The organism is Nakamurella flavida (assembly GCF_030811475.1).
Lineage (GTDB): Bacteria > Actinomycetota > Actinomycetes > Mycobacteriales > Nakamurellaceae > Nakamurella > Nakamurella flavida.
Window position 1 is genome coordinate 314,894 of sequence record NZ_JAUSQV010000001.1, and the last position, 23,269, is coordinate 338,162.

19 protein-coding genes are annotated in these 23,269 nt (G+C 71.5%); 1 reads left to right on the forward strand and 18 read right to left on the reverse strand.

Annotated features, from left to right (window positions below; genetic code table 11):
• Nucleotides 1-64: 64 nt before the first annotated feature.
• Nucleotides 65-1,552 carry a xylulokinase gene (locus tag J2S58_RS01405; RefSeq protein WP_205255232.1) on the reverse strand — a complete coding sequence of 496 codons (1,488 nt, stop codon included), beginning with the start codon at nucleotides 1,550-1,552 and terminating at the stop codon, nucleotides 65-67.
• Between the two features lie 313 nt (nucleotides 1,553-1,865).
• Between J2S58_RS01405 and J2S58_RS01410 the strand changes: the two genes are divergently transcribed.
• Nucleotides 1,866-2,648 carry a DeoR/GlpR family DNA-binding transcription regulator gene (locus J2S58_RS01410; protein WP_205255233.1) on the forward strand — a complete coding sequence of 261 codons (783 nt, stop codon included), beginning with the start codon at nucleotides 1,866-1,868 and terminating at the stop codon, nucleotides 2,646-2,648.
• Nucleotides 2,649-2,669: 21 nt separating this feature from the next.
• Here the strand turns inward: J2S58_RS01410 and J2S58_RS01415 are convergent, their stop codons facing one another.
• The 17 genes from J2S58_RS01415 to J2S58_RS01495 form a co-directional block, all read right to left on the reverse strand.
• The gene (locus tag J2S58_RS01415; RefSeq protein WP_205255234.1) at nucleotides 2,670-3,887 is read right to left on the reverse strand and encodes a cellulase family glycosylhydrolase; all 1,218 of its coding nucleotides are present in this window, start codon (nucleotides 3,885-3,887) and stop codon (nucleotides 2,670-2,672) included.
• Nucleotides 3,884-4,951, reverse strand: a complete 1,068-nt coding sequence (locus J2S58_RS01420) for a glycosyltransferase family 4 protein (protein ID WP_205255235.1) — start codon at nucleotides 4,949-4,951, stop codon at nucleotides 3,884-3,886. Before J2S58_RS01420 ends, J2S58_RS01415 begins: the two co-directional genes overlap by 4 nt.
• A 320-nt stretch (nucleotides 4,952-5,271) precedes the next feature.
• The gene (locus J2S58_RS01425) at nucleotides 5,272-6,780 is read right to left on the reverse strand and encodes a glycoside hydrolase 5 family protein (protein WP_205255236.1); all 1,509 of its coding nucleotides are present in this window, start codon (nucleotides 6,778-6,780) and stop codon (nucleotides 5,272-5,274) included.
• 200 nt (nucleotides 6,781-6,980) lie between these two features.
• Complete coding sequence (locus J2S58_RS01430) at nucleotides 6,981-7,787, reverse strand: HAD-IIA family hydrolase (RefSeq protein ID WP_205255237.1); 807 nt, start codon at nucleotides 7,785-7,787, stop codon at nucleotides 6,981-6,983.
• A 50-nt stretch (nucleotides 7,788-7,837) separates the two neighbouring features.
• On the reverse strand, nucleotides 7,838-9,349 hold the full coding sequence (locus J2S58_RS01435; protein ID WP_306826136.1) for a xylulokinase: 1,512 nt from the start codon (nucleotides 9,347-9,349) through the stop codon (nucleotides 7,838-7,840).
• Nucleotides 9,336-10,901, reverse strand: coding sequence for an iron-containing alcohol dehydrogenase (locus J2S58_RS01440; RefSeq protein ID WP_205255238.1), 1,566 nt, complete (start codon nucleotides 10,899-10,901; stop codon nucleotides 9,336-9,338). The genes J2S58_RS01435 and J2S58_RS01440 overlap by 14 nt, the downstream gene beginning before the upstream one ends.
• A gap of 26 nt (nucleotides 10,902-10,927) precedes the next feature.
• The gene (locus J2S58_RS01445) at nucleotides 10,928-11,755 is read right to left on the reverse strand and encodes a lipoate--protein ligase family protein (RefSeq protein WP_205255239.1); all 828 of its coding nucleotides are present in this window, start codon (nucleotides 11,753-11,755) and stop codon (nucleotides 10,928-10,930) included.
• Nucleotides 11,752-12,474, reverse strand: a complete 723-nt coding sequence (locus J2S58_RS01450; RefSeq protein ID WP_205255240.1) for a 2-oxo acid dehydrogenase subunit E2 — start codon at nucleotides 12,472-12,474, stop codon at nucleotides 11,752-11,754. Before J2S58_RS01450 ends, J2S58_RS01445 begins: the two co-directional genes overlap by 4 nt.
• The gene (locus J2S58_RS01455) at nucleotides 12,471-13,337 is read right to left on the reverse strand and encodes a class II fructose-bisphosphate aldolase (protein WP_205255241.1); all 867 of its coding nucleotides are present in this window, start codon (nucleotides 13,335-13,337) and stop codon (nucleotides 12,471-12,473) included. The genes J2S58_RS01450 and J2S58_RS01455 overlap by 4 nt, the downstream gene beginning before the upstream one ends.
• Nucleotides 13,338-13,431: 94 nt before the next feature.
• Entirely contained in the window at nucleotides 13,432-14,931 is a 1,500-nt protein-coding gene (locus J2S58_RS01460; protein ID WP_205255242.1) for an FGGY family carbohydrate kinase, read from the reverse strand.
• Nucleotides 14,928-16,598 (reverse strand): glycerol-3-phosphate dehydrogenase/oxidase, encoded by a 1,671-nt coding sequence (locus J2S58_RS01465; protein WP_205255243.1) that lies wholly within the window; start codon nucleotides 16,596-16,598, stop codon nucleotides 14,928-14,930. The genes J2S58_RS01460 and J2S58_RS01465 overlap by 4 nt, the downstream gene beginning before the upstream one ends.
• Nucleotides 16,599-16,744: 146 nt before the next feature.
• On the reverse strand, nucleotides 16,745-16,990 hold the full coding sequence (locus J2S58_RS01470; RefSeq protein ID WP_205255244.1) for a lipoyl domain-containing protein: 246 nt from the start codon (nucleotides 16,988-16,990) through the stop codon (nucleotides 16,745-16,747).
• A gap of 88 nt (nucleotides 16,991-17,078) precedes the next feature.
• Nucleotides 17,079-18,191 carry an alpha-ketoacid dehydrogenase subunit beta gene (locus J2S58_RS01475; protein WP_205255245.1) on the reverse strand — a complete coding sequence of 371 codons (1,113 nt, stop codon included), beginning with the start codon at nucleotides 18,189-18,191 and terminating at the stop codon, nucleotides 17,079-17,081.
• Nucleotides 18,188-19,177, reverse strand: coding sequence for a thiamine pyrophosphate-dependent dehydrogenase E1 component subunit alpha (locus J2S58_RS01480; protein ID WP_344469969.1), 990 nt, complete (start codon nucleotides 19,175-19,177; stop codon nucleotides 18,188-18,190). The genes J2S58_RS01475 and J2S58_RS01480 overlap by 4 nt, the downstream gene beginning before the upstream one ends.
• A 152-nt stretch (nucleotides 19,178-19,329) precedes the next feature.
• Nucleotides 19,330-20,346, reverse strand: a complete 1,017-nt coding sequence (locus tag J2S58_RS01485; RefSeq protein ID WP_205255246.1) for an ABC transporter permease — start codon at nucleotides 20,344-20,346, stop codon at nucleotides 19,330-19,332.
• 103 nt (nucleotides 20,347-20,449) lie between these two features.
• Nucleotides 20,450-21,967 (reverse strand): sugar ABC transporter ATP-binding protein, encoded by a 1,518-nt coding sequence (locus J2S58_RS01490; protein ID WP_205255247.1) that lies wholly within the window; start codon nucleotides 21,965-21,967, stop codon nucleotides 20,450-20,452.
• A 63-nt stretch (nucleotides 21,968-22,030) separates the two neighbouring features.
• Nucleotides 22,031-23,050 (reverse strand): substrate-binding domain-containing protein, encoded by a 1,020-nt coding sequence (locus tag J2S58_RS01495; protein ID WP_205255248.1) that lies wholly within the window; start codon nucleotides 23,048-23,050, stop codon nucleotides 22,031-22,033.
• Nucleotides 23,051-23,269 lie beyond the last annotated feature (219 nt).

Genomic DNA, 23,269 nt, shown 5'->3' on the forward strand with positions numbered 1-23,269 from the left:
CGGGGTTCTCGACGGCCGGCCGGAACTCCGCCTCCGGTCGGCTCCTCCGTGCGCGCAGGTGGGGTCACGCCGATGACGGCGTGACCCCACCTGCCGCGCGTTCGAGTGCATTGGCGAAGTCGCGCTGCGCGGTGAACTCGGCCAGCCGTTCCCGGTAGGCCGCGGTGCGGATCGGGTCGGGCCGGTACTCCCGGGTCACCGGGTCGGCGAAGGCGCGGAGCTGGTCCCGCCCGGACACCTCCCCGACGGCGAGACCGGCCAGGAATGCCGCGCCGTGGGCGGCACCCGAGCCACTCACCGGTCGCTGCACCGGGACACCCAGTACATCGGCCTTGATCTGCAGCCAGGTGGCGTTGCGGGATCCACCCCCGGTGCTGAGCACCCGATCCACCGCGATGCCCCGGTTCACCAGGGCCGCGATGTCGGCGCCCAGGGCCAGCGCCACGCCCTCCATCGCCGCCACCACCAGGTCCGCGCCGGTGCTCGACAGGTGCACCCCGGTCAACGAACCCCGGGCCTGGGTGGCCCAGGTCGGCGTGCGCTCCCCGGCGAGGCTCGGCACCATCCGGACCGGGTTGGGTCGCGCGCGGGCGGCCAGCAGATCCGGGTCCAGCAGGGACGTCCCGCCGGCGAGGGTGCCCACCAGCCAGTCGATCACCGCCCCCGAGGTGACCTGCGCGGTGAGCACCAGGTCGGTGTCGGGGAAGCAGTGGTGCAGGTTGAGGAACCCCGGCAGTCGGACACCCCGGGGGACGGCGACCATGCCGACCGTGGAGAACCCGGTCATCTCCGCGAACGGGTCGCCCGGGGCGAGCACGGCGGACTCCAGGGCGGTGCCGACCGCGTCGATGGCCCCGGCAGCCACGGGACACCCCCGGGGCAGCCCGGTCAGATCGGCTGTGGCCCGGCTGATCTCGCCGACGACCTCGGTGGCGCCGTGGACCGGCGGGAGCAGGTGCATCGGCACGCCGTGCTCGGCCAGCCGTCCGTTGAAGGCCCCGTCCTCGGGCACCCAGGCCTGCATCAGCGACGCGGTCGTCACGTCCAGCGTCGCTTGTCCGGTGAGCCTGGACACCACGAATCCGTTGCAGGACAGCACGTGCCGGGCTCCGGTCAGCTGGTCCGGGCGCTCCCGGGCCAGCCATCCGAGCTTGGCCGTACCGAAATAGGCATCGGGAACGACGATCTCGTCCTCGGTCCAGGCGCGGATCCGATCCGCATCGGTCTGCGCCCGGCGGTCGGCCCACAGCAGGGCCGGGCCGGTGGGGTCACCGTGCCCGTCCACCGGCACCAGGGTGGGGCCCTGACTGGTCACCGCCACCGCCCGGACGTCACGACCGCTGACCAGCGCCGGGAGGATGCCGACCAGCGCGGCCCACCAGGCGTCGGCATCCTGTTCGACGCCGTGGCCGTCGGTGGCGAACGCGTAGCGACGGTGGTCCGCGGCGACCTCGCGACCGCCGGCATCGCTCAGCACCACCTTGACCCCGGTGGTGCCCAGATCGATCCCCACCCAGACGGGCCCGTCCCCATCGGGCGAGCGGCGCGTCATCGGGGTCCTGCAGTGGCCGGTCGGGGGTCCATCGGCGCCGCTCCTGTCCTGACCCGCGGCGATCGCGCCGGCGCATCGGACCCCGCGATGACCACCGCGGTGTGATCGTGCCGTCGAAGTTAACAGGCGCCCCGGGGCGCCACAAGGCCGGCGGCGCGCCTCCGACGGTCGAATCCCCTCACACCACCCGCACCTCGGCCGTCCATCGGCGACAGGCACCGACCCCGTACGGCCGGTTCCGGGCGGTTATCACAGCTCGTGTGATCTACTGCCCACGGCGGCGGGATGCCCGTCGCCGGACGGAGGGGCATCGATGGGGACGACCGACGCACGGGGTCAGGCCGATCGGCGCGCCGCCATCCTGCGCACGGTCTTCCGGGACGGGTTCGCCCGGATCGACGATCTGGTGGGGGAGCTGGGCGTCAGCCTGATGACCGTGCACCGCGACCTGGACGCGCTGGCCACGCAGGGGTACCTGACCAAGGTCCGTGGCCGGGCCACCGCGAACCCCGCGGCCACCCTGCAGATCCGGGTCGCCGAGAGGATCCGGCAGGGTGTCCGGTTCAAGACGGCCATCGCGGCCCGGGCGGCGCAGCTGTTGGCTCCGGGGCAGACGATCCACCTCGACGACAGCACGACCGCGTTGGCCCTCGCGCCCCATCTCGCCCGGCTGTCCGGGATCACCGTGGCCACCAACTTCGCCCCGTTGGTCGCGCAGCTGGCCGATGCCCCGGGGATCGAGCTCATCGTGATCGGGGGCCGGTACAACCGTGTGCAGGAGGCGAGTTTCGGCGCCCGGGCGGTCGAGTCGATCGACCAGATCCATGCCGATCTGGCGTTCCTGTCGACCACCGGGGTGCGCCGGTTGTCGTGCTACCACCCCAGCGAGGAGACGGTGGAGACCCGGAAGGCGTTCATGCGCAATGCCCGGCGCAGCGTGCTGCTCGTGGACCACGTGAAGTTCGGTCGACCCGCCCCCCACCTGCTGTGCCCGCTCACCGCGTTCGACCTGGTGATCTCCGACAGCGAGCTGGACCCGGAGGAGCGGGCCGAGCTGACGGCGGCCGGGGTGCACCTGGAGACGGCGCCGGTCTGAGCGGTCCGGAACGCCCGGGGATCAGCGGGTCAGGGCGCCCATGTCGGTCAGCACCGGGTCCTGATCGGCGAGCAGGATGCCGTAGCCGTCGGTGTTCTCGGTGTTGACCTGCCACAGCAGATAGCCGCCGGCACCGGCACCGAACGCGGCCCGCATCTTCGCGGTGAGCTGGTCGGCCCGCCGCTCGCGGGCGTCGGCGTCGGTCGCCTGGATGCCGGCCTCGCCGACCAGCAGCGGCTTGCCCAGGGCCGGAGCCAGAGCGAAGGAACAGCCGATCGGTGCCGTGCGGGTCTGGCACTCCGCACTCTGCGGGTCCGGCGGGGTGGCGCCGTCGCCCCCGGGCATGGCCTGGTCGTCGGCACCCCAGTAGCCCCAGTCGTGCACCTCGGCGAAGTCGAGCTGGGGCAGCGAGTACACCGCGGTGAAGTCGGTCCCGCTGGCACCGGGCGCGCCGTTGCTCTGGGTCCCCAGGGTGAGCAGGTGGTTGGGGTCGGCCGCCTGCACCACGTCGGCCATGTCCTTCGAGAACGGCACCAGGACGCTCTCGCCGGTGGAGTCCCGCGCCGAGGTGTCGGCCTCGTTGATCAGGCTCCAGCCCAGGATGGTGGGCTCGTCCTTGTAGTGCTGGGTGATCATCCCGACGTAGTTGCGGTAGGCCAGGGTGGCGTTGCCGTAGGGCTCCTTGTAGCCCTGCGAGTACCAGGTGTCGCCGGCGTACTTGTCCTTGGACTCGCCGTCGCTGGAGGTCGTGCAGTCGCCGGGCCCGTCCTCCAGGACGGGCAGGACGCGCATGCCGACCTCCTTCGCCGCCGTGATCACGCGGTCCACGCCGCGGTAGTCGGTCCCGCCCTGCGTGTAGGTCTGGTAGGCCCAGAAGCGGAGCACGGTCGCGCCGTGATCGTCGTGCAACCGCCGCAGGGTCTCGGTGAGATCGGCGTCACTGAGCCGGGTCCCGGGGTTGCAGGAGTACCGGTCACTGGCCGCGGCGTCGTAGATGTTCACCCCGACGAACGGGAACGGTTGCCCGTCCACGGCGAAGGACATGCCGTCGGTGGTGACGAAGGAGTCGGCATCCCCCGGGACGTCCGCGACGGCGACCGGCGGAGCCGTTGTGGCGGAGGAGGTGTCGTCGGTGGACAGCCCTCCCGTCGTGCATCCGGCGAGGACGGCCAGCAGGAGTCCTGCGGTGGCCAGGCGGGCGAGGGGGGAGGCGCGCGGGGTCCTGCGGTACGGCGTCATGCCGTCCAGGATGCCTGCAGGGCGGGATCCATCCGCTGCACGACGGCGTCCCAGCTGAACCGCTCCTCGACGCGGGCGCGTCCGGCCAGCCCCATGGCCCGGGCCCGGGCGGGGTCGGCCAGGACCGCGACGAGCTCGCGGGCCAGGGCGTCGACGTCTCCCGCGTCGACCAGGGCGCCGGTCTCGCCGTCGACCACGATCTCCGGGATGCCACAGCTGCGGGAGGCCACGACGGGCACGCCGAAGCCCATCGCCTCCAGCAGGACGAGCGGGAACGGATCGAAGTACGAGGGCATCGCGAACACCGCTGCCCGCCCGTACAGCCGGGCGATCGCCGCACGGTCGCGCACCCGACCCAGCACCTGCACGCCCGGCTGATCGATCGCGTCCGGGGGGTCGGTGCCGACCAGCACGAGCTGCGCGGCCGGGATCGCGGCCCGGACCTTCGCGAAGGCCTGGAGGAGCACCCGGCCGCCCTTGCGCACCCAGTCGTTGCCGATGAACAGGATGACCGGTTCCCGCGGGCCGGGGGCGATCTCGGGGAAGCGTTCGACATTGGCGCCGGCGCCGGTCACGGTGACCCGTTCGGCCGGAACGCCGTAGTGCTGGACCAGCGAGTCCCGAGTCTCCTCGCAGAACGCGAACAGGTGCGCGGCGCGGAGGTACCCGTCGCGTTCCCGGGCGTACCACTGCTCCAGCTGCGGGCCGGTCATCGGGTTCCAGTCCGGCCACTGCTCGGCCGACTGCCGGTGGGTGCAGTCCACGTAGAGCATCGAGCGGGTACCGGGCACGTCGAACAGGGCGTGCACCTGCACGACGGCGTCGTAGCCCTCGCGGACCGCGGCCAACTGGCGCACGGCGTTACGGCTGCGCATCCGGAAGGCCAGACCGCTCTTGAAGAACCGCTCCGCCCAGGCCGAGCGGTCGGGACGGAAGGTGGTGGCGGCCACCGAGTACCGCTGGGCCGGGGTGAGCTCGGGGTCGAGTCGACCGACCACCGGATAGCGGCGCTCCAGGGCGGCGAACAGATACGGGGTGAGGGCGTCCCCGCGTGACGCGAGCACCAGCCGTGGACCGGTGCGCGGAGACGGACGGGCCCCACCCGCCCGACCCGCAGGAATCATCGTCATCTCACTCATCTGCTGCTGCCGCCCCCGAACACGTTGCCGGCCGGAGGCGATCCGGCTCCCGGCCCCGTCATTGGTCGGTCACCGGCGCACTCGAAGCCCCCACACTTCGGACAACGCGGATGAACAGGGCAAGATTACCAAAACGACACGCCACGACGGTCCGATCGTCGGCTTCCGGGTCGGAGATCACCCGTTCCGGGGACAAACCGATGACCGGTGATGACCAGCGGTCACCGCGACAGGTGGTCGGGAGGTCAGCGCGCGGTGATCGGGGCCGACCAGGGGCCGCCGATCCCGGTGAGTCCGTAGGCGCGGATCCGGTACTGGGTGCCGGACACGGCCCGGGCGTTCGGATCGAGCACGCTGCGGTGATAGGTGACCTTCTGGTCGCGCAGGTTGGTGTAGACCGTGGTCCACGTCCCCCCGGGCGGCATGCGCTGCAGGGTGTACACCGACGCACCACCGACCCCGCGGTAGGCCAGCTCCACCCCGGACGGGGTGGCCCACGCGGTGCTGAACACCGGCGTGCCCGGGGTCATCGCCGCGGTGGCGGCGGCGGCGGACGACGCCAGGGCCCCCGGGCGGGACATCACCTCGGCGTGCCGGCGCAGCAGGGCCGAGCGGGCCCGCTCGTCGTCGTCCCGGCCCGGGAAGTAGAACTCGAAGCTGTCCTGGTGGTCGACGAAGCCCGCGCGGTCGGCGTGCGGGATGAGTCCCCAGAACAGGTCCCCGGCCGCGCCGGAGGTCTCCACAGCGGTGAGGAAGTCCGCGAGCCGGTCGCCGCCGGTGGCGTTGCGCCAGTCGTACTCGCCGACCAGGTAGGCCTTGCCGGCCGCACGGGTGCGGGTCACCGAGTCCCGCAGCCGTGCGATCGACGGCGGGTAGTGGTGGTCGTCGACAATGTCCACCGAGGCGATCTGCAGGGACGGGGCGTCCAGGCAGGCCGTGGTGCAGGCCGGATCGGTGCCGTGCCCGTCCACGACCAGCTGTCGGGGGGCGACGGACTTGATGTGGTCGGCGATCTGCCGGGTCCAGTCCGGGAACCAGGGATTGCCCGGGCAGGTCTGGCACCACAGCTCGTTGCCCGTCTGCCACGCCATGATCGTCGGGTCGTCGCGGTAGGCCAGCCCGGTGAGCGGGTTGCGGTGGGTGAGCACCGCGGTGATGAACGCCTGGTAGTCGGCGATCAGCTGGGGATCCGTCCAGAACCGGTCCTCGGTCGTCCCGCGCCACCGCGCGTAGGTCATCTTGCTGCCGTGGAACTGGTCCCAGTTGTCCAGCAGGCTGAGCACGAGCCGGATGTCGGAGCGCTTGGCCTCCAGGACGGCCCGGTCCAGGCTCGCGAACGCGGCCTGGTTGATCTCGCCGAGACGTGGGGAGATGCACCGCTCACAGCCCACCGAGTTGGCCCAGGCCCGGACGACGGTGACACCGGACGCCCGGGCGCTGGCGAAGGCGTCGACGATCCGGAACTCCGTGGGGTAGGTGGCGGCGCCCTGCTCGTCCTTGACGTTGTCGTCCAGGGCCAGCCAGTACATGTTGGTGCCCGAGAATCGGAACGGCGCCCCGCCCAGCGTGAGCGCACTGCCCTCCCGCCGGACGAAGTCGGTGCCGGCCGCCTGTACCGCCTGTGCGCTCGCCGGGGCCACGGTCGCCGTTCCTGTCCGTTGTGCGGGAGCGGCCAAGGCCACGCCCGTCGACCCCGCGGTCAGTAGGGCGAGGGTGCAGGTGGCGGCGGTCAGCAGGGCCAGGAATCGTCTCACAGGTCCGAGTATTCGGACATACCGGACGGAGAGAAGGGGCTCGGCCGGAGTTGAGCCCTGGGGGCAGCAGGTTCACCGCCTGGCGCCGGTCCGTGGTCCTGGCATCACTCAGGGTAAGATACAGAGCCCGGGATCAACTGCGGGTGACCGGCTCGACAGCCGGCCGTCCCCGCCCCGTCGGACCACCCCGGTGCCGGTGATCAGCCCGAGGCGGCCAGCAGCTCGTCGATGCGATCGAGCACCCAGGTGGGCCGGACCGACGAGGCGGCCAGCATGGGCAACGTGGTCTCCCCGGTGAGCACCAGCGCCGAGTCCATGCCCGCGGCGATGCCCATCGCGATGTCGGTGCTGAGCCGGTCGCCCACCATGACGCACTGCTCGGGGGCCAGCCCGATGCGGTTCATCGCGGTCCGGACCATGAGGCTGTCCGGTTTCCCGGCGTTCACCGAGCACCGCACCCCGGTGCACGCCTCGATCGCGGCCACGATGGCCCCGGCGTCGGGCTCCCCCCGGCCTCCGGGGAACGGGCAGAACACGTCGGGATTGGTGGTCACCAGCACGGCCCGCTTGTGGAAGGCCAGAGCGTCGTAGGCGATCTGCAGCTTGCGGTAGTCGAAGCCCCGGTCGTAGCTCGCCACCACCACGTCGATCTCCGCCGGGTCCTCGCTGAGCTCCAGGCCGGCCGCGGCGATGGCCGACTTCAGGGGCTGCTCGCCGATGACGAACACCTTCTTGCCGGCCGCGTGGTCGGTGAGCCAGGTGGTCATCGTGGACACGGTGTTGAGGATCTCCTCGAGGGAGACCTCGATGCCCAGACCGGTGAGCTTGTCCACGTACATCTGCGGGTCGCGGGTGGGGTTGTTGGACAGGAACACGATCCGCGACCCCTGCTCGCGCAACCCGGTCAGCAGCCGCTGTGCCCCGGGCAGCAGCTCCGAGCCCAGGTACACCGTGCCGTCGAGATCGAAGATGTACCCGTCGTAGGTCCGGGTGGGGGTCCTGAGCACGGCGTGGTCGCTTCCTGTGGTGGGTGTCCCGGTGCTGGTCCCGGTGGTGGTCACTGGGCGGCCGCCAGCGCGCCGAACAGATCACGCAGGGCGGGGTACATCTGCCGGTAGACCTCGTACAGCCGGTCGTAGGCCCCGACGTGGGTGTGGTCGGGGTCGAACGCCCGGCCGGTGCCCGTCATCTCGGCGGCCGCGGTCTCCACGGAGGGGTGGATGCCGACGGCGGCCGCGGCCAGCACCCCGGCGCCCAGGCAGGTGCTCTCGTACTCGCTGACCACCTCGACCCGGCGCTGCATGACGTCGGCGAGGATCTGGCACCAGATGCGGCTCCGCGACCCGCCGCCCAGGGCGACGATGCGGGTGACCTGGTCGCCCAGGGCCTCCTCGGCCCCCGTGGTGAGGAACCGCTGCTCGAAGGCCAGGGACTCCAGGATCGCCCGGTACACGTGTCCCTTGCCGTGCACCCCGGTCAACCCGATGAGCGCGCCGCGGGCGTGGTGGTCCCAGTAGGGGGTGAGCGCGCCCGTCCAGTACGGCAGGGCGATCAGCCCGTCGCTGCCCGGCGGGAGCATGTCGGCCGCGGCCTCCAGGACCTGCTCGGGGGACAGGTCCAACCCGAGCATCTGGGTGTTCACTCCGGCGAACTTCTCCACGAACCAGCGGATGTTGTAGGTGCCGCCGCCGATGAACGTCTCCAGCGTGTAACCCCCGGCGATCCCGGCGGCCAGCGTCCGGAAGCGCACGTCGCTGGCATAGGTGCGGCTGAAGGTGCCGGAGACGATCCCGGTGCCCAGGTTGAGGTAGGCCGTCCCGGGGGCGGTGATGCCGCAGCCGAGCTGGGCCGCCTGGCCGTCTCCGAGGCCGGCGATGACGGGCAGTCCGGCCGGCAGGCCGGTCTGCCGCGCGGCGGCCTCGGTGATGGTGCCCAGCTGCTCACCCGGTGCGTGCAGCGTCGGGAAGGCCTCGCGCCCCAGGCCCACGGTGGCCAGCAGCTCGTCGGAGTAGTCGAAGGTGCTCAGATCGACCACGCCCAGCGGGTCGGCGCTGGCCCAGCTGGTGCGGAACTCGCCGGTGAGCCGGTGGATCAGGAAGCCGCCCACGTCGACGACCATCGCCGTGTGCTGCACCGTCTCCGGTTCGTGGGTGGCCAGCCACAGCAGCTTGTACCAGGCCGGGGTCGGGTTCGGCGGCTTGCCGGTGATCCGGTGGACCTCCGCGGTGCCGTACTTCTGCACCTCCTCGGTCGCCCGGGTGTCCGCCCAGACCATCGCCGGTCGGAGCGGCATGCCGGCGCGATCCAGGCAGGCGAAGGTCTCCCGCTGGTGGGTGATCGCGATGGCCGAGATGCGTTCCCGGTCGACGGTCTGCACGGCCCGGCGGATGGCCTGCTGGGTGGCCGTCCACCAGTCCTCCGGGTTCTGCTCGGCCCAGGTCGACCGGGGGTGGCTCAGGTCGAACTCGGCCCGCCCCTGGGACAGGGCGATCCCGGTCGGTCCCCAGACCACGGCCTTGGCCGCGGTGGTCGAGCAGTCCACCCCGATGACCAGGTCACCGCGCGGCACGGTCGGCCTCCGCTCCGGCCACGGCCCGCTCGGCGGCCTCGAGGACCGCGGCGATGTCGGAGTCCTCCCACCAGCCGAGGGCGATGAGCAGATCGATCGCGGTCAACCGGTTGCGCATGTAGGCGCAGTTGGTGACGGCCCACACGCCGTGGTCGGCGTCGCCCACCGAACCCAGCTCGGTCAACCGGGCCGGGGCGCCGGCGGCGACGAGGGCGGTGGCCAACCGGTCGGGGGTGCGGACCAGCGGACGCAGGCGCTCGGCGGCCGCCGGCCACCCGGTCAGCAGAGCGGCCAGCTGTTCCCGGAGGCCGTCGAGGGCGGCGGCCTTCTTCCCGTAGTCCGACCAGCACTCGCCGCCGATCGCGCCGCTGGGGTCGACCGCGGAGAACGCGTCCCGCACGGTGTTCTGCGACGCGGTGAGGGGGCCGGTGCGGACCCGCTCGGTCAGCGCGTCGAGGTCGGCGTCCGCGAGCCGGTCGAACAGCAGCTGCCAGGTGGCGGCCGCGACGACCCCGGCCGCGCCGACCTGGGCCCCGTGCAGGCCGATGGGCCGGTGAGCCGCCCCGTTGGACAGGTCCAGCATGTGGCTGATCAGGTGTTCGACCCCGGACAGGCAGGCGGTCCCGCCGGAGACGCCGGTGGCGATGCCCCGAACGGCCAGGGCGCGGGCCAGCCGACCGGTGGCCTGCGGGTCGGTGTCCAGGGCGACCGACCAGTCGTCGATGTCCCGGGCGGCCTCGTCGAGGATCAGCACCGGCGCGCGGTGGAACGAGGTGTCGGTCCCGACCAGGGCCGCCAGCAACCAGTCGGCGGGGGCGGTGAACATCGAGGTGAACTCGCCGAACCCGGCGATCTTCATAGCCCGGGGGGCCTCGTGGACGGTGTCCACGTCGGCCAGCACGATGTCCGGCCACCGGGTGGGGGTGGTGCGCTTGACCCCGTTGCGCAGCAGCACGGAGACGTCGTCGGTGAAACCGTCCACCGACGCGGCCGTCTGCACCACCACCAGCGGGACCCCGGCGGAGGCGGAGGCGACCTTGCCGATGTCGGTGATGGTGCCGCCGCCGATGCTCACCACGGCGTCGGCCCCGGCGACCGCCGTCCGGGCGTCCTCGAGCACGGGCTCGGAGGCGTGCAGCTCGGAATGGCCGTCGTCCAGGACGACCTCGCGGACCGAGTACCGCTCGGCCAGCAGGCGGGAGATCTCCGGCTTGATCGCCTCGCCCCGGCGGCGGATGACCGTCCCGTCCATGAGCAGGGCGACGGTCCGGGGGTCCTGCCCGGCTGCGGAGTCGCCCAGCAGGCCCTGCACGGCGTCCGGGACGGTCGACCAGTCCAGGGAGCCGATGTGCACGGCCCGGATCCCGCAACGGGGCAGGGTGCCCTCCGGGTCCGCGTCGGCCACCACCCGGCGGGCCACGACCACCGGATCCTCCGTGGTCCCAGGGGTGGACGTCGTGGCCTTCGGCACCCCTGCGGCTGCGGCGGCGGCCCGACGGCGGGCGAGCGGGTTCTGGACCGACGGCTGGGTCGGCTGGTTCTGCACGGACACTGCGCACTCCTCGTCGAGCGGATGGATCAGGATCGGGGGCGGAACGGATCCGGGGGCCGGGTGCCGCCGCGGTCCGGCGGGGGATCGTCCGCCGGGGGCAACGCTGCGGGTCGCAGCCCGGTGGCGGTGCCGAGCGTGGCCAGCAGGGCGGCCTGCATGTCCTCGACCGACCCGACGAATCCGAGATCGGCTGCTGCACCCACGCTCTCGGGATCGCAGTGCAGGCCGAGAGCAGGATAGACCGCCCCGATGACGGCACGCAGCGGGGCGGCATCGGCGACGACGATGCTCCCGCCGAGCAGCAGGGCCCCCCGGACCCGCCGGCCCGCGGTGCCGATCAGCTTGACCCTGCCGCCGCCGTTCACGCTGTACCGCCCCGGGCAGTACTCGTCCGGCACGGGACCGACGCGGGCGTCCACCCCCCGCCCGCGCAGCACCGCGGCCAGCACCTCGCCGAGGGCGGCCAACCGGGCGACCGCGTCCGCGCCCCGGTCCGGCACGACCAGGTCGAAGCACAGGGTGGAGCGGTGGTAGGCCGCGGCCCGACCACCGGGCGCGCGCATCGCGGACTGGAAACCCTGGTCGGCGGCGATCGCCACCGCGTCGGCGAAGCCCGGTTCCCGGGCGTCCCGCCGGCTGAAGCCGACGGTGGGGGCGGGGGAGTACAGCCGCAGCCAACCCGCCCCGTCGCCCGCGGCGACATGGGTGAGCAGGGTCGGGCCGACGGCGAGATCTGCTGCCGCGGAGGTCATCTCGGACCCGGCGGCGACCCGGAGTTCGGGGGCGCCACCGAGCAGGACGGCGAGCTGTTCGCGCAGCGCCGTCCCCGATCCGACCTCCGCGGTCACGGTCACGCCGGGGAATCCGCCGACGGGTCGCCGTCCTCCATGGCCCGACGGATCGCGCTGAGCAGGGCGGCGCCACTGGCACCGTCCACGGCCCGGTGGTCGCAGGTCAGGGTGAAGGCGGCCAGCGGCCGCACCGCGACCTCCCCGTCCCGGACCACCGGCGTCGGCACGGTGCTGCCGACGGCCAGGATGGCGATCTGCGGGGGGTTGAGGATGGCGTCGAAGCGGTCGATGCCGAGCATGCCCAGGTTGGACACGGTGAAGGTGCCCCCGCTGACATCGGCCATGCCCAGCTTGCCGGCCCGGGCCCGGGTGACCACGTCCTTGCGCTTGCCGGCGATGGTGGCCAGATCCGCGCCCTGCAGATCGGTGAGCACCGGGACGGTGAGCCCCTTCTCGGTGGCCACGGCCAGCCCGATGTTGACCCGCTGGAACGTGGTGATCACGTTGTCGGCGAAGTGGGCGTTCAGCGCCGGGGTGGCCACCAGCGCGGTGGCGCAGGCCTGCAGGATCGCATCGGTGACCGTGCCGCCGAGGGACTTCAGGTCCGCGGACAGCACCCGGGTCATGTCGACGTCGACCCCGAGGTGGAAGACCGGGGCGGCCCAGGCCTCGACCATGCGGCGGGCGGCGACCTTGCGCATGCCGGCCAGGGGCTTGGCCACCCCGTCCGGGGCGGCGTCGGCGGTGGTCGCGGTGTCGATGCCACCGGCGGCGGCGGTCATCGGACGGCCGCCTTCAGGGCGGTCGCGGTGCCGGCGCTGCCCATGGCCTCGAACTTGGCCACGGTGGCGTCGATCATCCGCACGCGGCCCGCGTCCAGGACCTCCTCCAGCTGCAGGTCGCCCTGGGACCAGGCGTCCTCCAGTCCGGCGCGGAAGGCGTGCCGCAGATCGGTGTCGCCGTTCATCTTGTGCACGCCGTGGGCGACGGCCTCCTTGATCTCGGCGTCCGGGACGCCCGAGATCCCGTGCAGCACCAGGGGGACCGGCACGACCGCGCGGATCCGGTCGATCAGGTCGACGGCCAGCGGTTCCTGCTCCAGGCCGGGGATGACGCCGTGGACGACACCGGCCGAGATGGCCAGCAGGTCGACACCGGTCTCGGCCACGAAGCGTTCGGCCTCGTGCACGTCGGTGTAGTAGGACGCCCACTCCACCGGGGCGCCGACGTCCGGGATCTTGCCCAGTTCGGCCTCGACGGGGATGCCGTAGTCGTGGCACAGCTCGACCACGCGGCGGGTGAGGGCGATGTTCTCCTCGAACGGCAGGTGGGCGGCGTCGAACATGATGGAGTCGAAGCCGAGGCGGACCGCCTCCAGCACCTCGTCCCAGGTGCCGTGATCCAGGTGGATGGCGTAGAGCGCGTCGGTCTCCCGGGCGTTGCGCACGGTCAGCTCGAAAGCCTTCTTCACGCCCATGTGCGGGATGATCGCCCGCCCGACCTGCATGAAGATCGGCGCATCGGCCTTCTCGGCGGCCTGCAGCAGGGCCTGGGTGGTCTCGTCGTTGTGCATGTTGAACCCGCCGAGGGCGTAGCCGCCCGATCGGGCGGCTTCGACCCAGCGGAGCGGTTGGGGGTCGCGCATGACGCACTTCCTCTTCTCGGCGGTGGTGCCGGAGATGTGGGGGATGGGGACGGCGGACGGCCGGGTGGGCCGGCATGTCGGGAGAGCCGGGAGGTCAGGTGGATCGGGATCGCAGGCTCGGCAGGGTGCACTCGAGTGCGTCCCGCCAGCCGGCGTGGAGCTCGCCGCGGGCGGCGTCGGAGATCTGCGGGGTGAATTCGCGGTCGAGCTGCCACATGGCCTCGAAGTCGGCGACGCCGTCCCAGAGGCCGGCGCCGATCCCGGCCACGAAGGCGGCGCCCAGGGCGGTGCGTTCCAGCGAGGTGGGCCGCTGGATGACCTTTCCGGACAGGTCGGCGGTGAGCTGGCAGAGTAGATCGCTGCGGGCGGAGCCGCCGTCGACCTTGAGGATGTCGACGGGTACCCCGCCGGCCTCCAGCGAGTCGATGATGTCCGCGGTCTGGAACGCCATGCTGTCCATGCCGGCGCGCACCACGTGCGCCGATGTGGACTCCAGCGTCAGGCCCACGATCGCGGCCTTGGCCTCGCGGTCCCAGTGCGGTGCGCACATGCCACCGAACGCGGGGACGACGTACACCCCGGCGGAGTCGGGCACCGACCGCGCCAGGTACTCGATGTCGTCGTTGGACTCGAACAGGCGCAGGTTGTCCTTCATCCAGGACAGCGTCTGGCCGGAGTGGAAGACCACCCCCTCGAGCTCGTAGTCCGTCACCCCGCCGACGGTCCACCCCACGCTGGTGGTGAGACCGTCCACGGCCAGCGGCTTGTCGCCGGCGTTGGCCACCAGCACCCCGGCGGTGCCGAAGGTGTTCTTGACCGATCCGGGCCGGAAGCAGGCCTGGCCGAACAGACCGGCCTGCTGGTCGGCGAGCACCGCCCGGACCGGGACTTCCGCCCCCAGCACGTCGACCGAACTGACACCGAAGTCGCCGTCCGAGGCGATCGCCTCCGGGAATATCTCCAGCGGGATGCCGAGGGTGGCGCAGAGCTCGGCGTCCCAGGTCAACGACTCCAGGTTGAACAGGGCGGTGCGGGACGCGCACCCGTGGTCGGTCAGGTGCGACCGCCCCCCGGTGAGGTTCCAGAGCAGCCAGGTGTCCGGGGTGCCGAACGCGATCTCGCCGGCCTCGGCCCGCCGGCGCAGACCGGACACGTTCTCCAGCATCCAGGCGACCTTGGCCGCGGAGAAGAAGGAGTCGTTGAAGACGCCGGTCCGCTGCCGGAAGACGTCGTCCAGACCGTCCGCCGACCACCGGCGCACGATGTCGTCGGTCTGCTTGGAGATCCACACCAGCGCGTTGTGCACCGGCTCCCCGGTCGCCCGGTCCCACATCATCGCCGTCTCGCGGTGGGTGGTGATGGCCACCGCCGCGAGGTCGACGCCGTCGGCGCCGACGGTGCGCATGGCCCGCTCGATGGTGCCGAGCTGGTCCTGCCACAGCCGGACCGGGTCGAGTTCGACCCAGCTGTGCCGGGGGTGCACCCAGGCCACGTTCGCCCGGGACTCCCCGTGCATGGCGCCGGTGCTGTCGACGAGGATGGAGCGGCAGCTGCTGGACCCCTCGTCGAGGGCCAGCACCAGCGGCCCGGTCACGACGACGCGCCCACGACGACCCCGGCGCCGAAGCTCTCCGAACGGGGGCCGTCCGGATCCGGAACCTTGAGCTTGTCGAGCCACTCCCGGTACTCGGCGATCTGCGCCTGGGCCCAGGCGTCGTCCTGGTCGAGGTGGTCGGCGATGACCTTGGTGATGTCGTCGACCTCCTCGAGGGCGTGGCCCGGTTCGAACGCCAGCAGCACCCGGCGGGCGAGGACGTCGGTGAGCGAGCGGGCCAGGTCCTCGTCGAGGGCGAAGACCAGTTCGGCGGCCAGCACCCCGCTGGGGTGCACGGTCCGGTTGAGCTCCGGGTAGCGCTCGGCCAGCTGCCACACCGCGAAGGCGCGGCTGCCGTACAGGTCGACCAGCCGGGTGACCTGGTCGGCCGGCAGGCCGGTGCGGCCGGCGACGGACGCCTTCAGGGTGTCCAGGTCGACGAACTGCGCGCCGGGGTAGCGCCGGTTCTTGGTGGACACCGGCGGGGCCTTGCGACCGAGCCGGCGGAAGGCGTCGTCGATGGTGTCCTGCGCGAGCTGACGGTAGGTGGTCAGCTTGCCGCCGACGATGGTGACGAGCCCGGGCAGGCCGGAATCGCCGTGGTCGTGCAGCACGTGGCTGCGCGGCACGGCCGACTCGGCCTTGTCCGGCACGTACGGCAGGGGACGCACGCCGCTGAACGTGTACAGCACGTCCTGCAGCGAGAGGTTCGCCTCCGGGATCAGGGTGTTGACCTCCCCGAGGAGGTAGTCGACCTCGCCGATGTCGCACCGGGCCTCGTCCGGGTCCTGGTCGAACCGGATGTCGGTGGTGCCGATCATGTAGCGGCCGCGCCACGGGATGATCAGGACCAGCCGGCCGTCCTGCCGCGACTCGTAGTAGACGACGTCGGTCGGCGCACCCGGGAACGGGTCGACGATGAGGTGGGATCCCTTGGTGCCACCGTTGAGTCGGGGCTGTGCGGGCAGGGACGGGTCGGCCAGCAGCCGGTCGATGGCCGCGCCGGCCACGTTGTAGACGACCGACCCGCGGATCTCGAAGGTCTCGCCGGTGATGGTGTCCTGGGCGCGGACGCCGACGACCCGGCCGTTCTCCAGGAGCGGTGCCTGCACGCGCGTCTTCAGGGCGATGACCGCCCCGGCCGCGGCGGCGTCGACCGCGAGCTCCACGCAGAGTCGCTCCGCGTTCTCCACCTGACCGTCGTAGAACACCACCGATCCGGACAGGCCGTCGGTGCCGACGCCGGTGAACCGCGCGGTGGTCTTCTTCTTGGACAGGGCCCGGTGGTAGGGCGGGGTCTTGCGCAGGGAGAGCGCGTCGTAGGCGATCATGCCCAGCTCGACCATCCAGCCCGGCCGCCGGTTGTGCTTGTAGACCGGCACCATCAGGGGCTTGGGCTTGACCAGGTGCGGAGCGAGCTTGAACAACCGCTCCCGCTCGTTCAGCGACTCGTAGACCAGGCCGACGTCGTACTGCTCGAGATACCGCAGGCCGCCGTGCACCAGCCGCCCGGACCACGCCGAGACGCCGCTGCAGAGATCGTCCTGCTCGACGAGCACCACGCGCAGGCCGCGCAACGCCGCGTCCTGGGCGATGCCGACCCCGTTGATCCCGGCGCCGACGACGATGACGTCGAACGGCTCCCCGGTGAGCTCGGGCCTGACCATGGGTGGTTCCTCTCCTGATGGGCTGGTGGTGGTGCGGCGGGCCGGCACGCCGTCGTGCCGGCCCGCGTGGCCCGGGCCCCGGTGTCCACCGCAGGGCCGGTCGGGGCTGCTGGGTGGAGTCCGGGGCGCGGGCCGGGGTGGACCGATCAGTCGGTGGTCTCGATGACGGCCACCGGGGTGCGGACCTCGACGGTCTCGTCCTCGGCGACCAGGATCTCCACCAGCGTTCCCGCGGCCGGCGACTCCAGGGTCTCCTCCACCTTCTCGGCCTCCACCTCGGCCAACGGCTCGTCCTCGGCGACGGTGTCACCGACGGCCTTGAGCCAGCTGGTGATGGTGCCCTCGCTCATGCCCATGCCCCACTGCGGGAGCAGGACCTCCACTCGTGCCATGTCGTGTCTCCTCGTCAGGTGGATCGGTTGTGGATGCGGTCGTGGTGTCGGGTGCCGTCCCCGCTGGGGACGGCGGGATGGTGCGGGGTCAGCGCGCCGAGCCGGTGGCCAGCTCCTCGCGGTCGGCGCCCGGGGTGGCCACGCTGCCACCCCGACCGCCGTTCCCGGCGGCGCCGTTCGCGCCGGCGGCATCGGGGGCGATGACGCCCAGGGAGGCCCGGACCGCGTCCGCGATGGCGATGCGGTTCGGGTACAGCTGCTTCTCCAGCGCGGGGCTGAACGGGATCTGGATGTCCGGGGTGGTGATCCGACGGACCGGGGCCCGGAGCGAGTCGAAGACGTGCTCGGACACCAGGGCCGAGATCTCCGCGGCGGCACCACAGGTCCGGTGGGCCGGGTCGGCTACGACGACGCGGCCGGTCTTCGCCGCGGCGGTCAGGATGCCCTCGACGTCCAGCGGGACGAGCGTGCGCGGATCGAACACCTCGACCGAGATGCCCTCCTTCGCCAGGGTGTCGGCCGCGGCGACCGCCTCGGGAACGGCGCCGGACACGGCGATGACGGTGGCGTCGGTGCCGGTGCGCACGGAGCGACCGACCCCGAACGGGATCTTGTACTCGTTCTCGTCGACCTCCTCCTTGCTGCCCCACAGCACGCAGGCCTCGAAGATCAACACCGGGTCGTCGCTGTCCACGGCGGTGCGGAGCAGGCCCTTGGCATCGCTCGGGTACGCGGGGGTGACGATCTTCAGGCCGGGCACGTTCATGAACATGGGGTACGGCCGGTCGGAGTGGTGCGCGCCGGTGCTCAGCCCGTAGAACATCGCCGAGCGGAACACCACGGGGACGCTGGCCTGGCCGCCGAACATGTAGCGGTTCTTGGCCGCCTGGTTCACGAACTGGTCCATCGCCATGTACAGGAAGCTGGAATAGGACAGGTCGACGATCGGCCGCAGCCCGGTCATCGCGGCACCGACCGCGGCGCCCACGATCACCTCCTCGGAGATGGGGGTGTTGCGGATGCGGTTGCGGCCGAACTGCTGCAGGAAGTCACCCTCCGACGCCCGGGACTTCCCGGCCCCGCCGGTGGTGCCGTAGACGTTGGCCTCGACGTCCTCCCCGATGATGACGACCCGGTCGTCGGCCAGCATGGCCTCCTTCTGGGCGGCGCCGATCGCGCCGAGGTAGCTCATGACGGTCATCGCACGTTCTCCAGGGTGCCGAAGGTGGACTGGTCGTTCCAGGTGTGCACCGCGAACTTCGAGTCGGTGTACAGGTCGTCGAAGGCGACGGAGGGATCGGGGTAGGGGCTGTCGTTGGTGAAGGCGAAGGCCTCGTCGACCTCGCGCAGCACGTCGGCCTCCAGGGCGTCCATCTCCTCGGCGGTGGCCACACCGCGCTCGATGAGCACCGCGCGGAACAGCACGATGGGGTCCTTGGCCAGCCAGTCGGCCTTCTCGTCGGTGTCGCGGTAGTCCACGCCGAGCTTGAGACCCTCGGAGTGCTCGTTGAAGCGGTAGGTCACCACCTCGACGAGGGAGGGACCCTCACCGGCGCGGGCCCGCTGCACGGCGGTGGCGACCGCGTCGAAGACGGCGAGCACGTCCTGGCCGTTCTCCACCCGCACACCGGGCATGCCGAAACCGGCGGCCCGGTCGGCGATCACGCCGGAGGTGACGGTGTGGGCCGGGGTGGACAGCGCGTACTGGTTGTTCTCGCACAGGAAGATGACCGGCAGCTTCCAGACGCCGGAGATGTTCATGCCCTCGTAGAGGCAGCCCTGGTTGGCGGCGCCGTCACCGAAGAAGGCCAGCGACACCCGGCCGTTGTCCAGGACCTTGGAGGACAGGCCGGCGCCGACGGCGATCGGGATGGAGCTGCCGACGATGCCGGACTCGCCGAGACTGCCGACAGCGAAGTCGGCCAGGTGCAGGGAGCCGCCCTTGCCGCCGCACACTCCGCCGGACTTGCCGACGAGCTCGGCCATCAGCGGGCCCAGCGGGGCGCCCTTGCCGATGGGGTGACCGTGGCTGCGGTGGTTCCCGCTCATGTAGTCGCTGTCGCCGAGGGCCATGCAGGCACCGACGACCTGGGCCTCCTGGCCGATGCTGGTGTGCACGGTGCCGGGGATCTGGCCCCGCTTCACCATCTTGGAGGCGCGCTCGTCGAACCGCCGGATGCGCAGCATCCGCCGCTGCATCTCGACCAGCGTGTCGTTCGAGAGTGCATCCGTGAGTGCGGATGTCGTGACTTCTGTCGTCACCTTCGTGACCCTTCTTGGTGGGGAGGTTCGGCCGGGTGGGGTGGACCGGGGACGGCCCGGGCCGGCGGGTGGGGATTTCAGGCCGCGCGCAGGCGGTTCCCGGCCCGGTCGGTCAGCACGGCGGCCAGGATGACCGCACCGATGACCACCTGCTGCAGGTTCGGGTTGACGTGCAGCAGGGACAGACCGTTGTTGAGCACGCCGATGATGAGCAGACCGATGAACGTGCCGCCCATCGAGCCCACGCCGCCGGACAGGCTGGCACCGCCGATGACGACGACGGCGATGACGTTGAGCAGGTAGCCCGCGCCGGCCGTCGGCTGTGCCGAGTCCAGCAGGGAGATGTTGACCCAGCCGGCGACCGCGGCCAGCCCGCCGGCGATGATGTAGACGCGGGTCTTGGCCCAGCGGACGGGGAGCCCGGAGAGGCGCGCGGCCTGCTCGTTGCCGCCGATGGCGTAGAGCGCCCGGCCACCGGGACGGTAGCGCAGCCACATGCCGATGAGCAGGTAGATCACCACGAGCAGGATCCCCTGCACGGGAACCGATCCGAGCACGTTGGACGTGAGGTTGCTGAACCAGGACGGGAACCCGTTGATCGTGTTGCCCTTGGTGATGAACAGCGCCATGCCCGCGCACGCCGACATGGTGGCCAGGGTGGCGGCGAACGCCTGGACCTTGCCGTAGGAGGTGAGCGCCCCGTTGAGCAGCCCGACGGCCATCCCGAGCAGCAACCCCAGGATCATCGCCACCGGCCACGGCACCTCGATGACCTGGAACAGCCAGGCGCTGAACATCATGGTCAGGGCCAGGTTCGCGGCCACCGACAGATCGATGCCGCCGATGAGGATGACCAGGGTGGCCCCGGCGGCCATGATCCCGATGTCGGAGACCTGCGCGATGATGTTGCTCAGGTTGCGCGAGGTGAGGAAGAACGGCGACAGGAACGACATCGCCACGACCATCACGACGAGGCCGACCACGGGGCCGCCGAGGTTGCGGAGCCGGGTGAGCAGTTTGCTGCCCACGCCGACGGACGGCAGCGGGTCCGTCACCGGTGAATCGGGCGACTTCTGAGGCTGGGTGGTGGTCACGGCCGGTCGAGCTCCTTTGCTCCGTGCGTCCAGGTTGGGGCGGTCTGCGGGATGGGCGGGGTGGTGGTGGTCCGCCTGCGGGCGGGCGGGGTGATCGGACGGGTCACTGCTGGCCGGTGGGAACGGCGAGCTGCATGACCGTCTCGGCGTCGGCATCCGCGCGGGGCAGGATGCCCCGTTGCCGCCCGCCGGACATCACCATGACGCGGTGCGAGAGGCCCAGCACCTCCTCGAGTTCCGAGGAGACGACGACCACGGCGACCCCACGGGCGGCACAGTCGCGGATGATCTCGTAGATCGCCATCTTCGCGCCCACGTCCACCCCGCGGGTGGGCTCGTCCAGGATGAGCACGGTGGGCTCGTGGACCAGCCATTTGGCCAGCAGGACCTTCTGCTGGTTGCCGCCGGACAGCCGGACCACGGGCAGGTCCATCGACCCGCGGATGTCGAAGTCGGCGCGGCTCTTGGCCGCGGCCCTGTTCAGCAGACGATTGGTGATGAACCGGCCGCGGCCCATCTCCCGCTCCCAGGGCTGCAGGATGTTCACCGCGCTGGACAGCCCCAGGTTCAATCCCTGGCCCTTGCGGTCCTCCGGGACCATGACCACGCCGGCGGCGATGGCCGCGGCCGGGGAGTCCAGGCGGACGGGTCGGCCCTCGAGGAGCACCTCGCCCTCGTCGTAGCGGTCCGCTCCGGCGATGGTGCGCACCATCTCGGTGCGGCCGGCGCCGACGAGGCCGGCCACACCGAGGATCTCGCCACGCGAGACGGTGAAGTCGACACCGGAGAAGACGCCCTTGCGGCCCAGGCCGCGGACCTCCAGGACGACGTCCTCGCGGTGCGGCTCGGGAGCCTGGTGTTCGAAGGTGAACTCCCGGCCGACCATCGCCGACACCATCTCCGGGGCCGGGACGTTCCCGCGGTCCCAGTTCTTCACCAGGGCGCCGTCGCGCAGGCAGATGATCTGCGAGCTGACGTCACGGACCTCCTCCAGGCGGTGGGAGATGTAGACGACGCCCACCCCGTGCTCGGCCATGCGGCGGATCTGGTCGAGGACCCGGTCGGTCTCGTGCCCGGTCAGCGAGGCGGACGGCTCGTCGAAGATGACGTACTTCGGCCCGCGGGAGATCGCCTTGGCGATCTCGATGCTCTGCTGCACGGCCATGGACAGGCCGACGACCGACCGGCGCGGGTCGAGGTCGATCCCGAGCAGGTCCAACACCTCGCGGGACTGGCGGACCATCGATCCGGTGTCCACCTTGCCGCCGCGGACGGGGAGGCGCCCCAGGAAGATGTTCTCCGCCACCGAGAGCGACGGCACCATCCGGATCTCCTGGTGGATCAGGGCCACGCCCCGATCCAGCGCGTCCGACGGCGATGTCGGCGCGTAGCTCTCCCCGTCCAGCGTCATCTCACCCGACGTCGGCAGGACGACGCCGGCGATCATCGAGCTGAGGGTGGACTTGCCGGCTCCGTTCTCCCCGATCAGGCCGACGACGGCGCCGGCCGGGATGGCGAAGTCGACACCCTTGACGACCTCGATGCCCGCGTAGGACTTCCGGAGCGCGGAGCCGGTGAGTGCCCGCCCTCCGGGGCCGGGTGCAGGTACGTCGTCGGACATGCGGGTCTCCGTTCTGGCTGGCAGGTGAGGGGCGGTGGCGGGCTGGACGGGAGAACGCCGGTGCTACTTGACGTTCGGGCCGTAGAACTGCACCGGGTCGATGGTCGCCGCGTTGTCCTGGGTGACCAGCACGGTGTCCTGGTACTGCTCGGCCGGGACGGTGCCGCCGCCGAGGATGGTCAGTGCGTCCTTGATCGACTGCTGGCCCATGACGTAGGGCACCTGCGCCTGGGTGGCGTTGGTCAACTTGTCCTCGATCGCGGTGATCATGGTCGGGAAGCCGTCGATGCCCACGGTGTAGATCGTCCGGCCGGCGTCCTTGGCGGCCTTGGCCGCACCCATGGCCATGGCGTCGCTCTCGCCGAAGATGGCCTTGATGTCCGGGTTGGCCTGCAGCATGTTCTGCGCGGCCTTGTAGCCCTCGGTCTCGTCCCAGTTGGCGGACTGCTTGGCGACCACGGAGATTCCGGGGTTCTTGTCGAGCGCCTGCTGGCAGCCCTGGCTGCGCTGCAGCTCGGCGGTGGCACCGAGAACGCCCTGCAGGATGCCGATCTCGCCGGAGCCGCCCATCTGCTCGAACATCCAGGTGCAGAGCGCGTCGGCGGCCTTCACGCTGTCCGTGGCGATGTAGGTGGCGAGCTTGCCGTCGCCACTCTCCGGCTTCTGGTCGACGGCGATGACGGGGATGTCGGCCTTGTTGGCGGCCCGCACGCCGGCAGCGGCGGAGGTGGCGTCCTGCGCGATGAAGACGATGGCGTTGACCTGCTGGGTGATCAGGTCGTTGACCTGGTTGACCTGCTGGGTGGAGTTGTTGTCCGCCGAGAGCACGACGGTCTTCACGCCCGCCTCCTCCGCGGCCTTCTTCATGCCGTCGACCGCGGCGATGTAGAAGAGCGACTTCTGGTCGGCGACCGAGATGCCGATCGTGTAGTCCGAACTCGCGCCGCCGGCACTGGCGGCGCTGCTCGCACCGCCCGAGGTCCCGGCGGATCCCGCACTGTCCGACCCGCCGCAGGCGGTCAGGGTCAGTACTCCCGCCATGCCCAACGCCGCGACGATGCGGGTGCGCTTCCAGGCTGCCATTGCCTTCTCCTCGGGTCGTGCCGACGTCGACGTCGGCCCTTGTTCGAATAAATATTGACTAGTAGCATCAATACCCCCGGAGCCTAAGGCTGCGTCATTATGCTGTCAACGAGTGAATATTTACCCCGCAGAGCCGCTGGCCGGGAGGGAAAGATCCCACCGGAGACACCCGTGGTGCGGGAAACTCACCGGGACGGCACGCCGGGGGAGCACCGTCAC